This is a genomic window from Pollutimonas harenae, from assembly GCF_004153685.1.
GTDB classification, from domain to species: domain Bacteria; phylum Pseudomonadota; class Gammaproteobacteria; order Burkholderiales; family Burkholderiaceae_B; genus Pusillimonas_C; species Pusillimonas_C harenae.
In genome coordinates this window covers 24,395-42,934 of sequence record NZ_SDQD01000001.1, presented here as the reverse complement: position 1 = coordinate 42,934, position 18,540 = coordinate 24,395, and the positions used below count along the sequence as shown (strand labels likewise).

The 18,540-nt window shown below is 54.1% G+C and carries 20 protein-coding genes; 11 read left to right on the top strand and 9 right to left on the bottom strand.

Annotated elements, in window-relative coordinates:
- Positions 1 to 17: 17 nt before the first annotated feature.
- Positions 18 to 944, bottom strand: a complete 927-nt coding sequence (locus tag ERD84_RS00215; RefSeq protein WP_130038834.1) for a LysR family transcriptional regulator — start codon at positions 942 to 944, stop codon at positions 18 to 20.
- A gap of 110 nt (positions 945 to 1,054) precedes the next feature.
- Between ERD84_RS00215 and ERD84_RS00210 the strand changes: the two genes are divergently transcribed.
- The 11 genes from ERD84_RS00210 (at position 1,055) to ERD84_RS00160 (ending at position 10,524) form a co-directional block, all read left to right on the top strand.
- Positions 1,055 to 2,068 (top strand): zinc-binding alcohol dehydrogenase family protein, encoded by a 1,014-nt coding sequence (locus ERD84_RS00210; RefSeq protein WP_130037115.1) that lies wholly within the window; start codon positions 1,055 to 1,057, stop codon positions 2,066 to 2,068.
- 18 nt (positions 2,069 to 2,086) lie between these two features.
- Positions 2,087 to 2,506: a GlcG/HbpS family heme-binding protein gene (locus ERD84_RS00205; RefSeq protein ID WP_130037113.1), complete on the top strand. Its 420-nt coding sequence runs from the start codon at positions 2,087 to 2,089 to the stop codon at positions 2,504 to 2,506.
- A gap of 10 nt (positions 2,507 to 2,516) precedes the next feature.
- Complete coding sequence (locus tag ERD84_RS00200) at positions 2,517 to 2,963, top strand: putative quinol monooxygenase (protein WP_167667189.1); 447 nt, start codon at positions 2,517 to 2,519, stop codon at positions 2,961 to 2,963.
- A gap of 215 nt (positions 2,964 to 3,178) precedes the next feature.
- The gene (locus tag ERD84_RS00195; RefSeq protein WP_130037109.1) at positions 3,179 to 3,814 is read left to right on the top strand and encodes a hypothetical protein; all 636 of its coding nucleotides are present in this window, start codon (positions 3,179 to 3,181) and stop codon (positions 3,812 to 3,814) included.
- Between the two features lie 51 nt (positions 3,815 to 3,865).
- The gene (locus ERD84_RS00190) at positions 3,866 to 4,735 is read left to right on the top strand and encodes a cytochrome b/b6 domain-containing protein (RefSeq protein ID WP_130037107.1); all 870 of its coding nucleotides are present in this window, start codon (positions 3,866 to 3,868) and stop codon (positions 4,733 to 4,735) included.
- Entirely contained in the window at positions 4,732 to 5,508 is a 777-nt protein-coding gene (locus ERD84_RS00185) for a molybdopterin-binding protein (RefSeq protein WP_130037105.1), read from the top strand. Before ERD84_RS00190 ends, ERD84_RS00185 begins: the two co-directional genes overlap by 4 nt.
- Positions 5,509 to 5,697: 189 nt before the next feature.
- Positions 5,698 to 6,879 (top strand): L-dopachrome tautomerase-related protein, encoded by a 1,182-nt coding sequence (locus ERD84_RS00180; RefSeq protein WP_167667277.1) that lies wholly within the window; start codon positions 5,698 to 5,700, stop codon positions 6,877 to 6,879.
- A 248-nt stretch (positions 6,880 to 7,127) separates the two neighbouring features.
- A complete protein-coding gene (locus ERD84_RS00175) occupies positions 7,128 to 7,349 on the top strand; it encodes a heavy-metal-associated domain-containing protein (protein WP_130037101.1) in 222 nt (73 codons plus the stop codon).
- Positions 7,350 to 7,421: 72 nt separating this feature from the next.
- Complete coding sequence (locus ERD84_RS00170; RefSeq protein ID WP_130037099.1) at positions 7,422 to 9,335, top strand: heavy metal translocating P-type ATPase; 1,914 nt, start codon at positions 7,422 to 7,424, stop codon at positions 9,333 to 9,335.
- Positions 9,332 to 10,042: a Crp/Fnr family transcriptional regulator gene (locus ERD84_RS00165; protein ID WP_130037098.1), complete on the top strand. Its 711-nt coding sequence runs from the start codon at positions 9,332 to 9,334 to the stop codon at positions 10,040 to 10,042. The genes ERD84_RS00170 and ERD84_RS00165 overlap by 4 nt, the downstream gene beginning before the upstream one ends.
- Positions 10,043 to 10,062: 20 nt before the next feature.
- Positions 10,063 to 10,524, top strand: a complete 462-nt coding sequence (locus ERD84_RS00160) for a methyltransferase family protein (RefSeq protein ID WP_130037096.1) — start codon at positions 10,063 to 10,065, stop codon at positions 10,522 to 10,524.
- An 804-nt stretch (positions 10,525 to 11,328) separates the two neighbouring features.
- Here the strand turns inward: ERD84_RS00160 and ERD84_RS00155 are convergent.
- The 8 genes from ERD84_RS00155 to ERD84_RS00120 all read right to left on the bottom strand — a co-directional run bounded on the left by ERD84_RS00155 (position 11,329) and on the right by ERD84_RS00120 (position 18,511).
- The gene (locus tag ERD84_RS00155; RefSeq protein WP_130037094.1) at positions 11,329 to 12,006 is read right to left on the bottom strand and encodes a hypothetical protein; all 678 of its coding nucleotides are present in this window, start codon (positions 12,004 to 12,006) and stop codon (positions 11,329 to 11,331) included.
- 22 nt (positions 12,007 to 12,028) lie between these two features.
- The gene (locus ERD84_RS00150; protein ID WP_130037092.1) at positions 12,029 to 13,195 is read right to left on the bottom strand and encodes a DNA/RNA helicase domain-containing protein; all 1,167 of its coding nucleotides are present in this window, start codon (positions 13,193 to 13,195) and stop codon (positions 12,029 to 12,031) included.
- Positions 13,196 to 13,223: 28 nt separating this feature from the next.
- Entirely contained in the window at positions 13,224 to 13,613 is a 390-nt protein-coding gene (locus ERD84_RS00145; RefSeq protein ID WP_130037090.1) for a nucleotide pyrophosphohydrolase, read from the bottom strand.
- 228 nt (positions 13,614 to 13,841) lie between these two features.
- Entirely contained in the window at positions 13,842 to 14,831 is a 990-nt protein-coding gene (locus ERD84_RS00140; protein ID WP_130037088.1) for an HNH endonuclease, read from the bottom strand.
- Between the two features lie 87 nt (positions 14,832 to 14,918).
- The gene (locus ERD84_RS15990; protein ID WP_209019797.1) at positions 14,919 to 15,059 is read right to left on the bottom strand and encodes a hypothetical protein; all 141 of its coding nucleotides are present in this window, start codon (positions 15,057 to 15,059) and stop codon (positions 14,919 to 14,921) included.
- A 537-nt stretch (positions 15,060 to 15,596) separates the two neighbouring features.
- Positions 15,597 to 17,216: a Fic family protein gene (locus tag ERD84_RS00130; RefSeq protein WP_130037086.1), complete on the bottom strand. Its 1,620-nt coding sequence runs from the start codon at positions 17,214 to 17,216 to the stop codon at positions 15,597 to 15,599.
- A gap of 298 nt (positions 17,217 to 17,514) precedes the next feature.
- On the bottom strand, positions 17,515 to 17,988 hold the full coding sequence (locus ERD84_RS00125; protein WP_130037084.1) for a c-type cytochrome: 474 nt from the start codon (positions 17,986 to 17,988) through the stop codon (positions 17,515 to 17,517).
- Positions 17,989 to 18,001: 13 nt separating this feature from the next.
- Positions 18,002 to 18,511: a cupredoxin domain-containing protein gene (locus ERD84_RS00120; protein WP_245150581.1), complete on the bottom strand. Its 510-nt coding sequence runs from the start codon at positions 18,509 to 18,511 to the stop codon at positions 18,002 to 18,004.
- Positions 18,512 to 18,540: the final 29 nt, after the last annotated feature.

Genomic DNA, 18,540 nt, shown 5'->3' with positions numbered 1-18,540 from the left:
CGTGCAGCTTGGTAAATTTAGCCAATGTCATCTCGTGGCGGATGGCTGGCCAACAAGGTGGTGCAACGTTCCCGCAGGAAATCGTGCAGTTGGTTGATTGCCGTCGTCAGCTGCGAGCGGTGGGCACAGATCAGATGCAACGGCGCGGGCTCGCAATGCGCTGGTGGAAACAACTCCACCAGCCGCCCCGCCTTCAGATCGTCGATGAGATCCAGCCGCGATTTGTAGACCAGGCCTTCCCCGGCGATAGCCCAGCGGCGCACCGCATCGGCATCGTCGCTGACGCGGTTACCCGTTACCGCTACAGTGCGTTCGCCGCCGGGCAAGGTAAAGCGCCAGCGCTCATGGACCTGTTCGCTCCATACGTACCGAAGGCAGTTGTGCCGCCGCAGGTCGTCGGGCTTGGCCGGTGCTCCGTGCCGCTTGATGTATGCCGGAGCGGCGCACAACGCACGCCGGTTATCGCCGGCCAGAGTCAGGGCCAGAAGCGATGAATCGGGCAGCGTGCCGTAGCGCACGACAGCATCCAGCGGCTGGCGGATGAGGTCGGCGGAGCGGTCGCTCATTTTCAGGTGCAGCGACAGACCGGGGTGCTGGTGCTGGAAGTCGTCCAGCCATGGCAGCAGCAGGTTGCGCCCGAAGTCGGAGGGCATCGACAACCTTAACGCCCCGGTTAGTGCCGATCGGCCGTCAGCCAAGGCCTGCTCGCCTTGGTCCCGCGCGCCCACCATGACCCGTGCATGCGGCAGATAGCGCTCGCCGGCTTCCGACAGTTGCATGCTGCGTGTGGAGCGCGTGAACAACCGGGTATCAAGGGCCTTCTCGAGCCTTTGCACAGAAGCGCTCGCCAGTCCGGGTGCGATGTTCAGCTGACGTGCCGCTTCCGAGAAACTGCCGGCGTCTGCAGTGAGCACAAATATCTGAACGTCATCGAGTCGAATGATTTTCATTGAATCAAAGAAAGTGTTTTGGTTTTCAGATGGTTTATCTGCAAATTGAAGAAGATTAGCATGAAGTTCTTCCATTTTCTTCCAATATTCACAGGAGTTTTTTCATGAAGGCCATAGGCTTCTATCAAAACCACCCCATCAGCAACCCGCAGGCCTTGCGGGACATCGAGGTGTCGACGCCGGAACTGCGTGACCACGACCTGCTGGTCGAAGTCAAAGCGGTATCAGTCAATCCGGTGGACACCAAGGTTCGGCTCGGTGGCGATATTCCAGCGGATGGCGCCCGCATCCTCGGCTGGGACGCCGCGGGCATCGTGCGTGCCACAGGGCCGTTGGCCACACGCTTCAAGCGAGGTGATCGCGTGTGGTACGCCGGTGACATCACGCGACCGGGCAGCAACAGCGAACTGCATGCCGTGGACGAGCGCATCGTCGGACCGATGCCGACCTCGTTGGATTTCGCGGAAGCGGCATCGCTGCCGCTGACGGCGATCACCGCCTGGGAGCTGTTGTTCGATCGTCTGCGTGTCCAGGCGGCAGACCCCGCCGACCACAACGTGCTGCTGGTCATCGGCGCGGCAGGCGGAGTCGGCTCCATTCTGACGCAATTGGCGCGCACGCTAACAGGCATGACGGTCATCGGCACGGCTTCGCGGGCAGAAACCCGCGACTGGGTGCTGGAGCATGGCGCGCATCATGTGATCAACCACCGTCAGCCGTGGGCGCCGCAGTTGGCCGAGCTTGGCATCCAGCACGTCACCCACGTAGCCAGTCTGAACCAAAGCGCCGCCTATGTCCCACAGATCGCCGCCGTACTGCGTCCCGAAGGTCAGTTCGCGCTCATCGACGATCCGGTGGATCTGGATATCGGACCATTCAAGGGGAAGTCAATTTCGATCCACTGGGAACTGATGTTCACCCGAGCCATGTTCGCAACCGATACCATCACCCGCCAACATGCCTTGCTGCGCCGGGTGGCTGAACTGGTCGATCGGGGGGATATCAAACACACCCTTACCCAGCGCATCGACGGCATCAACGCCGCGGGTCTGATCCAGGCACATGCGCTGGTCGAAGCCGGCAGCATGATCGGCAAAGTCGTAATCGCCAACCCCTGAACCTTACGGAGAAGAAGCATGCAAATTATCAATACGGCAACGATCAGTCTGGAGGCCGCACAAGCATTGCTGGCAGAGGCGCGCCGCGCTTGTACCGCGCGTGGATTCGCTGCGACCATCGCCATCACCGATGCAGGAGGTCATCTGCGTGCTTTTGAGCGCGCAGATACAGCCCCTTTCCTAACCGTCGGAGTTGCTTCCGACAAGGCCTGGACGGCTGCCTCGTTTGGCATGACCACGCATCAATGGAACCAGTACATGGCAGACCCTAGCGTGGCTGGGCTGGCACATCATCCACGCATGACGCCAGTGGGCGGTGGCGTGCCCATCACTCATGAAGGGCGCCTCCTGGGCGGCATCGGTATCTCTGGCGGAACCTCTGCCCAAGACCACGAGGCTGCCGAAGAGGCTCTACGTAACGCCGGCTTTCTGCAATAAGGCAAATTATATGAAGAGCAGTCTTTTAAAAGACTGCCTTATCTACATGGATAAACAAATGAAGAAAACACTCTCCCACGCTCTGTCCCTTGCCGTCGTTGCGGCCTTGTGCCTTTCGTCCGCCGCTCGCGCCCAATCGGCGGAGAATTTCTCCGAGGCTCTTGATGCGGCCGGCTACGGCCTGCTCGTCAAGCTTTCGATTCGACCGGAAAGCCGTTCTGACTTCCTTCGGATCATCAAGGATCGCGTTACAGCGAGTCGCCAACGTTCCGAGGTCGTGGACTTTCGAGTCCTTGCCACCCCTGATCAACATGTCTTCGTGGCATTTGAAAGTTTCAGAAATGAGGATGCGTTCAAAGCCTTCGAGAAGCTGCCGGAATCGCAAAGTTTCATGAATTTTCTGAAGCCACTTTTGAACGGATCACCTGACGTTTCAATCTTGCGACCCATGCCTTAATGAGGCATAAGGCCTCTCATAGGGAAAGAAGCCCTCATTTTTTGAATTCTTTTTTGCTTCTGTTTTTTAAGAGCTTATTAAGCTTTCTACCCCTACCTGATCGTTCCAATCGATCTACCACTTTCGAAAGTTTTCTCGGTGCAGCTTTCGGCGGTATTACTTACTCGTGCGCCGGGTATTGATAAGGCGATGCTCTATCGCCCAGGAGTTTCAACATGCATATTTCAAGATTTCACAAGCTTCTTACCAGCGGGCTGGCTGGCGTCATGTTTGCCGTCGGCGGATTAGCTGCCGCCACTGCTGCTAGTGCGGCGGAACAAGGCATTCGCGTGCGGGGCACAGTCGTCTCGTTGGCGGGCGACCAACTCCAGGTGAAGTCACGCGATGGTCAGCCGGTAACCGTAAAGCTCGCAGACGGCTGGATGGTGTCGGCAGTAAAGAAAGCCAGCATAAGCGATATCAAGCCGGGGGATTTTGTGGGCATTGCATCGTTGCCTAAATCGGAAGGCGGCGACGGCGCGCTGGAAGTGCTGATTTTCCCACCAGCCATGAAGGGAACCGGCGAAGGCAGTTACGGTTGGGACTTGAAACCCAACAGTACGATGACCAACGCAACCGTCGGGGATGCAGTCAAGTCCGTAGATGGCAGCGTTGTGACGGTTAACTATCATGGTAAAGAGAAAAAAATCTCCATCCCCACCGGCACGCCAGTCGTCACGCTCGCGCCGGCCACCGTCGACGATGTAAAGCCCGGCGTGGCGGTGTTCATTCCCACAGAGAAAGACGCAAAGGGCACTCTGTCTGCCGGGTATGTGATCGTCGGCAAAGACGGTGTTGTCCCGCCAATGTAATCAACCACAATCGCCGGCTGGCATATTGGTCAGTCGGCGCGAGAGCACTTCATGAAAACCTTTGAATCGAAGCGCAGGCCCAGAGCACCAACTGGTGGCTTAAATCGACGTCAGTTCATCCGACGGCATTCGGCGGTTGTGAGAATGACACATTGGATAAATGTGTTTTGTCTTTCCATTCTGCTGCTGAGCGGTCTGCAGATCCTCAATGCGCACCCCCGGCTATATTGGGGGGCATATGGGGCTGATGCAGACCAGGCCTTCATCGCTATTGAATCCCAGAAACACGAAGATGGGTTGCATGGTTTCTTGCGAGTCGGTGCGCTGCGCATCGAGACAACCGGTGTTATGGGGGCCTCTCGCGAAGGCGATGCGATCATAGCCCGAGCATTTCCGACCTGGCTCACGATCCCTTCTTACCATGACCTCGGCGCTGGAAGAAACTGGCATTTTCTTTTTGCCTGGTTGCTTGTCATTAATGGTTTGGTCTACCTGGCATACGGATTTTGGCGTGGTCACATTCGTCGTGATTTGTTGCCGAATCGGGACCAACTGAAACTGCGACATCTGTGGCAAGAGTTGGTCGACCATGCTCGTCTTCGTTTTGCCAAGGGTAATGAGGCGCGGCGGTACAACGCCTTGCAGAAAATTACCTACCTGCTCGTGGCGCTGGTATTGCTTCCGTCCATGGTATTGACGGGACTGACCATGTCGCCGGGTCTTGACGCTGTCTTTCCCTTTTTGCCTGACCTGTTTGGCGGACGTCCTTCAGCGCGCACCTTGCACTTCATCACCGCATCCTCGCTCGTGCTGTTCGTTGTCGTCCATGTGTTGATGGTCGTCTTATCAGGTTTTTGGAACAACATTCGGTCGATGATCAACGGGCGTTACGCCATCGATCACTCAGGAGGTGCATCATGAAGCCAGATTTCTCACGTCGACGGATGTTGACCGGCTTAATGGCTGGCGCCGGTGTGGCCATGCTTGCCGGCTGCGATCGCATGACGCAAAGCACCCAGTTTGGCGCGTTGTTACGCAATACTGAGAAGCTGACGATGAGCAGCCAACGATTGCTGCTCGAGCGCCAGTCGCTGGCTCGGGAATACAGTGTGGCCGACCTCTCCCCGGTGTTTCGCGCCAATGGTACTCAAGCTCCGGATTCCGAGGAGTATGCCCACCTGCTTGAACACGGCTTCGCCAATTGGCGACTACAGGTAGACGGGCTTGTGCAACAGCCGCTCAGCCTGTCGCTTTCCGATTTGAAGCGCCTGCCATCGCGCACGCAGATCACCCGCCATGATTGCGTAGAAGGGTGGAGCGCAATCGGGCAGTGGCAAGGCGTAGCTCTAGGTCGAATTCTTGATCTCGCACGCCTCAAGCCCGGCGCACGCTATGTTGTATTCCATTGTGCGGACGAGCTGGAGAAAACTTTTGATGGCAGCGGCCGCTATTACGAGAGCATTGATCTGCTTGATGCTTATCACCCTCAGACCATCCTCGCCTATGCCATGAACGGCGAAAACCTTCCCGTGGCGCACGGCGCGCCACTACGCCTTAGGGTTGAACGACAACTGGGCTACAAGCATGCGAAGTACCTGATGCGGATTGAAGTCGTCTCTGCCTTCGACGCTTTGTGGGGTGGCCGAGGCGGTTACTGGGAAGATCGCGGCTATGAGTGGTACGCAGGTATCTGACGCCGTCCGACAGTCTTAACTTAATGAACATAAAGAGAAGTGAAATATGAGTTCCCGAGACCTACCCGAACCAGCGCATAGGCTGCGCAGTGCTGAGGCCACTAACAAAATCGTCCTCGAAGGTTCTTGACAGCCATTTCAACTATTTAACTGACCTGTTACCGCAGGCTCAGGAGTTCACTCATGTCCATGAAGTCTCGTTTCTTCGCATCTACACTCGCCATTTCGGTTGCCGCAGCAAGTCAGACCAGCTTCGCCACCGAACCCACATCATTGTCTGCAAGTGCTCCGACAGATAAAACCATTGGTCAGCTCGACCAGGTGTTCGCCTTCCATGACGCGATGCCCACAGGTGTCACCGTCACCGATAACGGACGCATCTTCGTCAACTACCCGAAATGGGGAGACGATGTGTCGTTCACGGTCGGCGAAATCCGTGAGGGCCAGGTCTTTCCTTATCCTGATGCGGCGTTCAACCGCGAGGATATCAAAGATCCTGCCAAAGCCCTGATCAGCGTGCAGAGCGTCGTTGCCGACGGCAAGGGTCGCGTCTGGCTGCTGGATACCGCAGCCCCCGGCTTTGCGGCCCCCAAGGCAGGCGGCGCGAAACTGGTAGCGGTGGATCTGGCCACCAACAAGGTCGTCAAAACCCTTGTGTTTCCGGCTACCGTGATGCTAGCTAGCACCTATGTGAATGACATGCGCTTTGACTTCCGCGTCGGTAAGGAAGGTACGGTATACGTCACTGACTCATCCATCTCCGGCCCTGGCGCCATCATCGTGATGGACATCGCCAGCGGCAAAGCCATGCGGCGCCTGAGCGGTGCTAAATCGACCTCTCCGGATCCGGATTTCATCCCGGTGGTCGAGGGGCAGCCTGCACTCATCACCAAGGGCCTCGACGGCAAACCGAAGACACTGACCGTGGCATCCGATGGCATTGCGCTGTCTGCCGATGGTAAGACGCTGTATTTCTGTCCTTTGTCCAGCCGCCATCTGTATTCCGTGCCTACCGCGCTGTTGCGGAACCCGAACGTCAGCGAGGTCCAACTGGCGGCAGCGGTAAAAGACCTGGGCGAAAAAGGTGCCTCCGACGGCCTTGAGGCCGACGCCAATGGTGCCGTATACGCCGGTGATTACGAACATAACAGTATCCGGAAGCGATTGGCTGACGGAAGCTGGCAGACCATCGTCCATGATCCCCGGGTTCTGTGGCCGGACACTCTTTCGATCGGGCCCGACGGTTACCTGTACTTTATCGCCAACCAGCTCCAACGCCAGGCGGGATTCCATGCTGGCAAGGATCTGCGCGACAAACCCTACAGTCTGCTGCGCGTAAAAATCGACGCTGCCCCGGCTCCAACTCACTGATACCGGAGGCGACCATGAGACCTTTTACTCAGCCTTGAAAAGAAATAAATTGACAGTCGTCACTTTTTAACTAAAAGAAAATTTTTATATTCCGCCCTCACGATATGGGTTCGGATCACGCGGCCACAAATGAAATTGACCTGCGTCACTATTGATTTCATTCAATTCTGAAACTTGTCACCCGTCAATGCTTGAAGTGTCTTGCTCGCTTAGGATGAAGTCATCAACTCATCAACCAGGAGCAAAAAATGAAAAAAGTCGTTTTCAACATGGAACCCTTCACCTGTCCTTCCTGTGTGAAGAAGATCGAGAATACGGTCGGGAAAGTCAATGGCGTAAGCGAGGTCAAGGTGATGTTCAACTCGGGGCGCATACGGGCGGAATTCGATGAGTCCAGGACGGATGCCGACACCTTAGAGAGCATGATCGTACGGCTCGGCTATCCGGTGTTGTCGAAGAAGGTCTCGTAAGCACGTTCGGATATGGGTCGTCATTGGCGACCCATATCCGGTCACCTTAACTTGGGTGCATTGGAGCATGACATGAATAAGCTTAAAAATTCCCATATTGCTGGCATCACCGGCCTGATGCTGCTGATTGCTTTTGGTCTGCATTGGGCCGGGCTTGCGCAATGGAAGGACTATGTCCTGATCGCGTCCTCGCTGTTTGCGGGCTACTTTATTGCCATCAAGGCCTTCAAGGCACTGCGCATGAAGGCCTTCAGCATTGAGTTGCTGGTCACCATCGCCGTCATCGGCGCCTTGATCATCGGCGAGTATGTCGAATCGGCAGTAGTGACTTTTCTATTTATCTTCGGCGCCTACCTGGAATCACGCACGCTGGAGAAAACACGCTCATCCCTGCGTAACCTCATCGATCAGACGCCGACCGAAGCCACGGTGATTCGTCCGGAAGGCCATGTCAAAGTTCCTGTCGAAGAAGTGATCAAAGGCGATAGGGTACTGATTCGCTCTGGCGAGAAGGTTGCCGTGGACGGCGCCATCGTTTCGGGCCGGGCGTTGATTGTCGAGGCGGCCATTACAGGTGAATCCGTCCCGGTCAGCAAGTCGATGGGCGACCGCGTGTTCAGCGGCACCATCATCGACAACGGCTACATCGAAGTCACCGCCGACCGCGTGGGCAATGACACCACTTTTGCCAAGATCATCGAGATGGTGGAAGAGGCTCAGGAATCCAAGACCACCACACAAAAGTTCCTTGATCGTTTCGCCAATATCTACACACCGACTATCGTTGTGCTTTCCATTCTGGTGTACGTATTCTCGCGCAACGTGGAACTGGCACTGACTTTCCTGGTCATCGCCTGTCCTGGTGCGTTGGTCATATCGGCACCCGTTTCCATGGTGGCGGGCATAGGCAATGGAGCGCGTAACGGGGTATTGGTCAAGGGCGGCGAAATCATGGAGAAGCTCTCCAAGGTCGACCTCGTTATTTTCGATAAAACCGGCACCCTGACCAAGGGCAAGCCCGAAGTCACCGAAGTGAAAAGCTGGGGCATGGAAGAAAATACGCTGCTGCGCCTGGTGGCCGAAGCCGAGAGGCTTTCCGAACACCATCTGGGGCAGACTATCGTGGCTGAAGCCAGAAAGCGTGAACTGGCCCTGAGCGAAGAACCGCAAGATGTCACCATCATCAAGGGTGGCGGCATGGTCGCCACTGTCGCGGGGCGGCATCTGGCTATTGGCAATCGCAAGCTCATGGCAGACCAGGGCGTATCTATCGCCGAGCAAGTCGATGCCTATGCCATCCAACGCGAGAAAGCAGGCAATACCGCCGTGCTGATCGCGGTAGACAAGCAACTGGCTGGCGTGATTTCGATTGCCGATCAGATCAAGCCGGAGGCCAAGAGCACCATCCAGCAACTACGTCATGCGGGTGTGAAGCAGGCGATCATGCTGACGGGCGACAACCGCCATACGGCGCAATTGGTGGGTGACGAACTGGGCCTGGATGCCGTGCACGCCGAACTGCTGCCGCAGGACAAAGTGAAGTGGGTCAACGAACTGAAAAACCAAGGCTATCGCGTGGCCATGGTAGGAGACGGCATCAACGACGCGCCTGCACTCGCGACCGCTGATGTCGGTCTGGCCATGGGGGTCGGCGGTACCGATATTTCGATGGAAGCGGCCGATATCGTTCTGATGTCAGACCGGCTGGATCAGTTCGCACATGCCTATTCTCTTTCCAAGGTCACTGTGCGCAACATGCAGCAAAACACGATAATGGCCGTGAGCACTGTGATTCTGTTGCTCACCGGCGTGCTGCTGGGCAAAATATTCCTGGCTTCGGGCATGCTCGTCCATGAATTGAGCGTACTGCTGGTGACGCTCAATGCCGTTAGACTCATACGTTACCGGGCACGTGGGAAATACAGAAACGAAACCCGCAGGCCCACAAGCCACAGCACAATCATCCAAATGAGCGATTCAGCATGAGCCTTAAGCCCCGTTCTTCACCATCTGATGCAAGCTGCGAGCATATACCCACGCTCTGCGTTTCAAGGGTGCCGATTTTCAACCATTTACCTTCCGAGGCGCTTGCCGTTGTTGCCGATAAAGCAGTCATGCGTACGTATGAACGCGGGCAGTTCATACATCGCGCCGGTGATCCATCCGATAAGCTCTTTATCGTCCACAAAGGAAAGATCAAGGTGTATCGCCTTTCCGATAGCGGCAAGGAACAGCTTGTGCGCATCCTGATACCGGGTGATTTTGCCGGGGAAATGGCCTTGTTTTCATCCACCGACCACGACGCTTACGCCGAGGCCATGCAGTCATCGGAGATCTGTGCCATCTATCGGGCTGACGTGCGCGAGCTTCTGCTCCAATATCCTGACATCAGCCTGCATGTGCTCGCCGAGCTAGCACGACGTCTGGGTACCAGCGAGAAGCAAACCACGGCGATCGCCACGGCATCCATCAATGCCCGTCTGGCGCAGTACCTGGCCGACCTCGTGGAACAGGAAAATTCTTTCAACTTCAACTTGCCCATGAGCCGCAGGCATCTCGCCTCCTTCCTGGGAACTACACCTGAAACCGTCAGCCGCAGGCTTGGTGAATTTGAAGAAGCAGGATGGATTTTGCAGACCGGGCAGCGCAAGATCACCATTCTTGATCTTGATGGCCTCTTGCTTGTTGAATAAAGCTTATCGGGATAATAACAATGAAACGACTTGAATTGCTCATTCCGCCACCCCTAGTCATGCTGCTAAGCGGGCTGCTCATGTGGTTGGTGTCCGAGATCTTTCCAGCGCTGACCATAGCCTGGCTTCATAACGTTGCGGCGGCAGTCGCCATAGCTCTGCTGGGTATTGCCGTCAGCCTGACGGGCATTGCCACTTTCAAGCGTGCCCGCACCACCATAGATCCAAAACACCCGACAGAGGCCTCCTCGCTGATCAGTTCAGGCATCTATCGCTACAGCCGAAACCCCATGTATCTCGGTGTGCTGCTCGTGCTTGTTGGATGGATGTTTTATTTAGGCAATCTACTGTCGATACTGGGCACATTCATCTTTATTGCCTACATCACGCGCTTTCAAATCATTCCTGAAGAACGTCTGCTGGAGGAAAAATTCCAGGCGGAGTTCCTGTCTTACAAGAATAACGTTCGCAGGTGGCTATAGTGGCTTAACCGAACAATTACCAAAAAATGGGTCGAGGCCTCGGACGTTACAGCACACCCTATTCGGCAAACAATACTGTTTCTCGGGCCGCTCAGCTTGTTGTACCCATATTGGGTTTTATCATACCCATTTTAGGTTTTTTGCTATCACATGGCTTTTCGCTTGCTGTGGAGCGGTAATGGCGTCAGGCTGATTCAAGTACCCGGATTTCTATGTGAAGCCCGGCTGCTTCTGCCTGGCTTATCCCTGTTCGTGCGAGGTGGGTCTTGAGAGCGGTCATTAGGTGCTTGCGTGATTTGGTGGTTAGGTCAGTGAGCAGTTCGATCCGTTGGGCAATCGTAGTCTGCCCGGTGGAAGATCGTTGCCATGATTACTCAAAATTATTCGAAAGCGCTAATTATTGGAATCAAATAATTGCCGTATCGAAAAGCTCGCGACCTGGATGCAGAAGTTTGTAATGGCAGAAATACTGTGCACAAGCAAAAACTGGGTGCAACGGCGATTTAACCGGACAGTGAAGGTTGTCTGGAAATTATCTTGAGGATCAAGGGATTATTTGAGTGGTGCCCGGGGCCGGAATCGAACCGGTACGCCTTGCGGCGGGGGATTTTGAGTTGTCGTGCGAAGGTGTTTCCGTAGGGAAGTGGGGCGAAGGTGAGCGTAGGTTAATGAAGGTGAAAGTAATTATAGATCAGTAGGTTAGTGTAGTTTTGTGAAATTGCTGGAAGCTGATGTGTGTACCTGTACTGTACCGGATTTTTTCGGTACAGTACCAAAAGACGATAATCGGAGATTGAGAATAATTTATCGCTTTAGTTTCCTCATCTCTGCTTCAGTATCCTCTTGCCTAGCTCTTTCTTCCCACTTCGTGGATATTCTGCCTAACATTGCTGAGGTGCGAGCTGCCGAGGTTTGCTGTGCCCATTCGCGATAGCGGTCAGCGAGCTCACGTTCCTGAGCACCCCCATCGAGGGCTCCTTTGGAATAGACTCCTCGCATGTTAAAGCGTTCAATCTCGATTCCGCGCTCTGCTCTATCGGACGAGATATGCTCCAGAACGGTTGCAACCGCTGATGAAGGCCAAGCTCCGGTGCCCACGTCGGGCTGTGAGTGCGCAAGAAGTTGACCGATCAGTTCGTCTGTGATGCCTTCGTGTCCACTTTCACTTGCCAGTCTGCGAACCTCTAGAACCCAAGCGCTAAGCGTTGGTTCGTCAATGACTCCTTCATCATCACCGGGGATGGTATGAAAAGACTTGAGTAGTCGATATGACATCCTAGCCCTCGTTCGCCCTTCCTCCGATGGGTTTGAGTCCCGTTCCTTGTCTTTACTGACAAAAACATTCCTAATTACTCCCACATACTCAGCTGGATCTTGCGCAAGCAGGGCGTGAATAGAGAGGCCTTTCACGCTTCCTTCAATTAGAGGCAAGTACACGTACTCGCGGCGCGCAACTTCTATGAGATCCAAGTCGTCTCTCATCGAAAGCTCCTTAAATACCTTACTAATTGAGTGTGAAGATATGGAGGTCTTCGTCGATGAAGAAGATTGTGCATGCTGATGCGTTAATTAATTCCTTGACCTGGTTGTCTCCTAGGTTCCCGTACAGACCGCTTTTTTCGTTCAAACGATGGGCTTCGTCGACGACCAAGAAATCGTATGTATTGGCCTCGACGTTACAAAAACTTCCTGAACCGGTAAACATACTTGAGAACTTGGTCTTGGTGATGGTTCCAACCAGTCGGGATTGGTATACCTCACGGGGTGCTGCATTTTTCGAAACGTATTGGCCAAACAGGCCTGCACTAGTCAGGCGAACCAGAAGGTTAATCGCAAGCACAGTTTTGCCAGTGCCCGGGCCCCCTTCGATAATCACGACTCTCGGCTGCTCTGGTGAGGCTGTCCTAGCTAATGCCTGAGTGGCTTCGAACACCTCTTTCTGGTCGTCGATCAGGACAAATTCTGGCTTAGCTGTGAGAAGGCCTTTAAGGGCATCGGCTAAAGCCTTGGATGGTCTGATACGGCCATTGGCTAGCTCATACAGAACTTCTTTGGAGTCGCCGTATTTGACATGCTTCTTGATGAAGTCCCGAAGTTGCTGGCGTTCTTTTGCACCTTTAAGAAACAGGGGGGCTTTGAGGGTATATCCGGAATAGTGGGGCGCATCTATCACACCGTCTCGAGTGTAATTATGCAGATAGGCACAGGGCTTGATGGAGATGCCGCCATCGTATACCGCCTCGTTGAAGCCTTCGAGTAATGACGCATATGACCAGGCCTGGTAGGAGGGATGGACAACCTCTCTTTGTCCTTTGCCCAGATACGTAACCACGATGGCATCCTTATCGGTGGCGGTGGCTTTCTCCCATTGCTTGAGCTCGATAACGACGGCGTTCTTGTTTCCGGCGTCATCCCTGCCTGTTAGCGTGACATCAATTCGTTTCGACGATTGGGGGATGTGCAGCTCTACCGCAATGCCCATCTCGTTGGGGATCTCATCATCGCGCAACACCATGGCAACATGGCGTAGGGATTCTCTCCATGATTGAATTTCGGAGTTACTGACACTTTTCCCGGTCGCTGTCTTGAAGCTCGCAAGGATGACGTTTTCAATGTCGTCGTAGTCGGACTGGTGTAGAAACTGTTTCTTATCGGCTTCGTAGACGATCATTGTTGTTGTCCCCTGCCAGTGGCGGATACTAGAGCTCGGTGTATTTTTTGCTCGAACCTTTGGCCTTGTCGGCAGGGTATTTCTCGGCGTTTTTCTGAAGCTTGTGTTGTACGGCCTCGTTAAGGTCTACCCCGAGTACAGACGCCAGACGGACTAGGTAAAGCTGCACGTCTGCAAGTTCTTCCTTTACCGCTTGTGCGGTGTCAGGGTTGGTGCCAGCAGCGCGTGACTGAGCTTCCGTCATCCATTGGAAGATTTCTGTCAGCTCGCCGACCTCTCCGGTGAGCGCCATGACGAGATTCTTGGGAGAGTGAAACTGGGCCCAATCGCGGTCTGCAGCGAATTTTTCTAATGCGCTGCTTAGAGGAGCGACATCTATAAGAGGGGCTGTTTGCGAAACGTCTGTGTGATTGGTCACGGGGGCCTGTCCATATTCGTATTAGTACTTATACGATATGTTACACAGTCCGGCAAATGTTTGGACAATTTGTGTGCACGATGTGCTCTTTCCGCTGGGTGAGCCTAGTGCGGCAAATTGTGGGCTGATTGTTGAGTTATTGCGGTGGTTATCAGGCGTATTCGCCGCTTTTTATGCGGTGATTGAGGGGCGTTTTGCCGTCAATTCTTTAACGCAGCCATGGGTTTCTTATAAATGCTCTAGAAATCTGGACATTAGCAGTACATTTTCACGATGAAATGCCAGGTATTTGCGTTGCCCAGTGGAGAACGAACCGACATTGGGCGGATGCTGTGGGTCTAGCCCCATACGAGCCAAAGACTCTTGATGTGCGACTGGGGAGACAATGGTCTGACCATTGTCATCAAACCCAATAAATCCCCGATCAAACAGATGGTCCATGCTGGGCGTCAGCAATAAGCCATTTTCGCCGTCCAGACGCTCTTCGTTAGTGGCGTCACGCCAAGGTTTGCAATGACTGGCACGCAGGTGCTCCTCGCGATCCACGCCTGTAATGCGGCAGCCATGCTCCAGCGTCATCACACGTTTCTTGAACAATCCTTGCCCACGACGCGCAAGAACAATCGCTTGTTTCTCGGTTTCCATCAGTGTCGCGTCCGCCTGCACTTGGTTCAGTTCATATTCTTCCCACTGCACAAGCCCAACACCTGAAGCAGTGTATGTTGGTTGCTCTTCGGCAAGGTAATATCCTTTCACTAAGCTATGTGCCTCAGCGCCTAGCAAATCGATAAGCGCCGCTGCAAACGTTTCCGGAAGGCGTGTCAGGTAAACGCTTTGCAGGCCAGCACCATTAGGACGTAGTGGAGCGTATTTCGTGGGTAGGAGCGGTGCCAGCACGTTCATATGATCGGCGGGCCTTGTGGTTCGCCGTAATTCATGAAATTTGACGTCAATACGCCAGCCGATGTTATTCCAGTAGGCGCCGGCTTGGCCGAACTCTAAAGGTTTTGGAGCTTCGTAAGCATGTGAAGCAGCAATCCCGATTGCGCGGATATTGGTGTTACTGAACGAGAAGATGACATCACCCGGTGTGACTTCACGCATGAAATCATAGAACGGGTTTTGAGCTTGGTTTGCTTTGCGTTTGGGCGACCAAAGATAACCGCCTGGCACTTCATGGCGGTAAGTTTGGTTTTGATTGACCCACCAATAACGCATACGGAATTAGTTCGCTTGCAAGAGGCCCAGTATCTGGCTACCTGGACTTGGTTATCTCGGGAGAAGATATCAGCTTTACGCATGACCTTACTTCAGTGGAGTTAAAACGTCGACACTTTTGGCAACTATCTCGCACGCAGCCACCAAATCGGTGACGATACGATCATCGATATTCAGATCGCCTTCGTATTCGCCCAGGTTGCGGGTGTTGTGGCATTTGTCTAGCACGCGCCATATTTCGGGGCCTAGGTCCAGCGTACTAGGTAGTAATTAAAATACGACGTACCGACTAGTGGGGCGGTAGCCATGCCAGCGCAATGCGGCTAAGCACAGCGCATGGGCCGCTCATGTTCTCAAATATCGAGGACATTGCTTTCTCCTATGATCCAGATTTTGGGTTGCCCATTACACGAGTCAGAAGGGACTCCTGGTTCGCTAAACGTTTGTCAAACTCTTCATGGGTCAAAATCGTGGGGTTTACGGGGCGGCCGAGCTTGGTGCTGGCGTCCTTCAATGCAGAGAATAGTTCTCCATAGCGGATTTCATTGCTGATCAGCATCAAGTTTATATCGCTGCTGGCCGTATCGGTTTCTCACGCGTCCAGAAACAGATCCGAGGAACGTAACGCTAGCCGGAAACCTTGCCGCCTTTGTCGGGGTTCGAGTTCTTGCCCATGTTCTGCATAACGGGCTGTCAATAGGCAAGGGACCGAAATAGGGTGCAGTGCTACAGCTCGGTTCAGTTGAGATCAGCGCTTGTAAGCATTCATGATTCCCTCCCGGCGGGCCGTGATGGATGGTAGCGGTCGAGAATATGACTATCGGCGGGCAGGTCCTCTTGGAAAGCTTGGGATACAACCTCGATAATCTCCGCCCATACGCCGGGCTCACTCAGTATTGGCATTTGCTTGGCCAGTGCGTTACTCAATTCACCATTATTTTGCTCAATGGATCTAAGAACACGGTCTGCCTGTGGGTCAGGCATTTCGACCACCTCTTTGAGCGCCTGGCGAGCACGCCCATGGTTGCGTAGATAGCGTGATTGCTCGCGCATCTGTTCCGTCAGAGTACGCTTGACGATGTTGGACAGATAGACGACATGCGGACCTAAATCAAGATAGCGCCACACAGGGCGAACCTGTTCATCTCCGTTGAACTCGAAGTTGGAAACGACACCATCTGGGTAGGTGGTGTGTCTGGATGCGAACGCTATATGTTTACGCGCCGCTTGCATCAGGGGCTTGGATACCTCATCCAGTACGAGGTCGTAACTGCGACGCTCTCCGGCATCGTCGGTGATGACGGCTGATACGGGCAGAATTACGGGCTCGGGTACTGCGCCATCGCGCCGTAATATATCGTTGATCAGAAAACGATGTACGCGACCATTACCGTCAGCCAGCGGATGAATGTAGACAAAGCCGAAAGCGGCTACCGCACTGCGCATGACAGGCGATTGTCCTTGTGTGCGCTCAAGGAACACACGAAGGCCTTCCAGCATGGCGGCGACGTCATCGGCTGGTGGCGCTACATAATGCACAACATCCTGATAGCGTACAGTTTCTCCTACGAAGACGGGCGACTGGCGCAAGCCGAAATGGGTGAGCGTAGTGCGCCTGCCCAGTATCTCGCCTTGCAGTTGAGCAAGCGCAGTGTCGCTTAACGGGCTGTCGCCGTGGCCCGTTCGTCGGGCTATGACGTCGGCGAATCGTTCGATGCGGCTGGCGCGGTCTGCTTCACCCTCAATGGCAAAACTGGCCTTGCTTTCACGCAGCGTCATCCATACGGCGGCGCGTTGTAGCAGGTCTTCGCCGAATTCGTTCGTCAGGTTCTGGAAGAGCAGCGGTACATCCAAGGCCATGGCCTGGATTGTTGCCTCAGTCTTGACGATGGTCGGGCAAAAATATCGTGTGCCGGGTAAGTTGTCGTTGATGCGCCAGCGCGGCACTTTCACAGCGCAATCTGGCGAGGCAGCCACAAGCTTGGTGTCGTCGATGGCATGGACATAATTGCCGCCGATGCGTTCCGGCACCTGCAGGGTGTTTTCGGTCAACCATTCATACAGAAAGGCAGCCCGGCGGGCATACTGCCCGGTCGGCTCGGCATTGACCCAGGCCTGAACAAAGGCGGGTCCGGTCTTGGCGAACAGGCGAGACAGGAATTCGAGATGCGGCACTTCATGGCGCAGATGGAATTGAAGGTGTGCTGCGGGCTCAACTGAAGGGCGCATGGCCTCCGGGTAGGTCTCCAGTCTGTCGCTGTCGCTGATCTGTGAGGCCCTTCGCCCGCCGATCTGGCTGTGTACTGGCAGACGTCCGATCGGAAGAAGCTGATACTCCTGGGCTAGCCACGCCGCACCAATAGGGTCGTTGGGAAGGTCACTCATGGAATATTCCTGATGCTGTTGCTGCAGGATGCGCAAAAATGATGAATTTATGCTGGCAATGCGTTAATTCAATTATGCCTGCATAAAATTAGTCATAAAAGTGCTTTTCAGTAAAAATTTGATTTTTTTATGTCTATTCAGATGCAAGCTGGATTGATTTTTCTATTTGGCTGTTGCGCAAAATCGATTACATCCGATCAAAAACGATTATAAATCTGATTTATTGCGCGAATTTGATTATTTTATATTCTGTTGTAATGAGTACTTAACTCTAGCCTCGAGAGGGCAGCTGATTCGTCTACTCGCGCCGTTGCATGGTGACTTCTTTCTGTGCCTGTAGAACCTTGGGCGGCCAGTTACTCTTGATGTAAGTCAGCACGGCAATGATTTCTTCGTCAGACAGCATCGTAGCGTAAGCTGGCATGTCGCTTTCATAACCGGGAGGCGCTGTCTTCCCCGGGACAAGACCGTTTTTGACCATATCGAACAGCATCGCATCAGGATGGTGCCAAGTATGACCGAACTTGTCGTGCGGCGGCGCTGGCAACCTTCCGTTAGGGAGACGCTCGCGCCAATTTGGCTGCCCCTGCAACTGCACGCCGTGGCACGCTGCGCAACTATTTTCGTAGATAGCCTTGCCTTGTATGACAAACGCCTTGTCCGCAGGATCGATGAATGCTGGGCCAGAATCGCGCCCGACGCTGTATATGAGGGCGGAGACCGCAACGGCGAAGATACCGACTACTCCGAAGATTAATCTTTTGTTGGTCATGTTTTGCGTTAGCTTAATTGACCTTTACCTTACCCACCATTCCAGCTTCCATATGGCCAGGAATCGTGCACGCGAAATCGACCGTACCTGCCTGGTCAAATTTCCAGATTAGACCGCCACGCTGGCCGGCGTTGAGCGTAATCGCGTTTGGTTCGGCATGTTGCATGTTTGGCATTTTTCGCATTTCCAGTGCATGCGCCTTGAGGTCTGCCAGCGAGCCGACCACCATCTCATGCGGTATTTTTCCTGAGTTCTTGATAAAGAAACGGATCGTTTCTCCGGCTTTGACCTGGATTTCACTGGGGGTGAAGCGCATGGTGTCATCCATGGTTAGCTCGATCGTCCGGGAAACTTTGGCTGAATCTCCGGGTTGACCGTTAGGCGACGCCACTTGCGACATCGTCGACATATCGTGGCCAGGCATGCCGTGTGCAGGCATGTCATGACCGCCCGCATGGCTACCTGCAGCGGTCGCAAGGGCGGGTAGGGTGCATAACGCCAAAATGGATAAGGTTTTTTTCACTATGGATGCTCTTTTAAGTTGTTTGGTTT

Coding starts and splice junctions, on each gene's coding strand:
- ERD84_RS00210 (WP_130037115.1), top strand. CDS start 1,055: ATGAAGGCCATAGGCTTCTATCAAAACCACCCCATCAGCAACCCGCAG.
- ERD84_RS00205 (WP_130037113.1), top strand. CDS start 2,087: ATGCAAATTATCAATACGGCAACGATCAGTCTGGAGGCCGCACAAGCA.
- ERD84_RS00200 (WP_167667189.1), top strand. CDS start 2,517: ATGAAGAGCAGTCTTTTAAAAGACTGCCTTATCTACATGGATAAACAA.
- ERD84_RS00195 (WP_130037109.1), top strand. CDS start 3,179: ATGCATATTTCAAGATTTCACAAGCTTCTTACCAGCGGGCTGGCTGGC.
- ERD84_RS00190 (WP_130037107.1), top strand. CDS start 3,866: ATGAAAACCTTTGAATCGAAGCGCAGGCCCAGAGCACCAACTGGTGGC.
- ERD84_RS00185 (WP_130037105.1), top strand. CDS start 4,732: ATGAAGCCAGATTTCTCACGTCGACGGATGTTGACCGGCTTAATGGCT.
- ERD84_RS00180 (WP_167667277.1), top strand. CDS start 5,698: ATGAAGTCTCGTTTCTTCGCATCTACACTCGCCATTTCGGTTGCCGCA.
- ERD84_RS00175 (WP_130037101.1), top strand. CDS start 7,128: ATGAAAAAAGTCGTTTTCAACATGGAACCCTTCACCTGTCCTTCCTGT.
- ERD84_RS00170 (WP_130037099.1), top strand. CDS start 7,422: ATGAATAAGCTTAAAAATTCCCATATTGCTGGCATCACCGGCCTGATG.
- ERD84_RS00165 (WP_130037098.1), top strand. CDS start 9,332: ATGAGCCTTAAGCCCCGTTCTTCACCATCTGATGCAAGCTGCGAGCAT.
- ERD84_RS00160 (WP_130037096.1), top strand. CDS start 10,063: ATGAAACGACTTGAATTGCTCATTCCGCCACCCCTAGTCATGCTGCTA.
- ERD84_RS00155 (WP_130037094.1), bottom strand. CDS start 12,006: ATGAGAGACGACTTGGATCTCATAGAAGTTGCGCGCCGCGAGTACGTG.
- ERD84_RS00150 (WP_130037092.1), bottom strand. CDS start 13,195: ATGATCGTCTACGAAGCCGATAAGAAACAGTTTCTACACCAGTCCGAC.
- ERD84_RS00140 (WP_130037088.1), bottom strand. CDS start 14,831: ATGCGTTATTGGTGGGTCAATCAAAACCAAACTTACCGCCATGAAGTG.
- ERD84_RS00130 (WP_130037086.1), bottom strand. CDS start 17,216: ATGAGTGACCTTCCCAACGACCCTATTGGTGCGGCGTGGCTAGCCCAG.
- ERD84_RS00125 (WP_130037084.1), bottom strand. CDS start 17,988: ATGACCAACAAAAGATTAATCTTCGGAGTAGTCGGTATCTTCGCCGTT.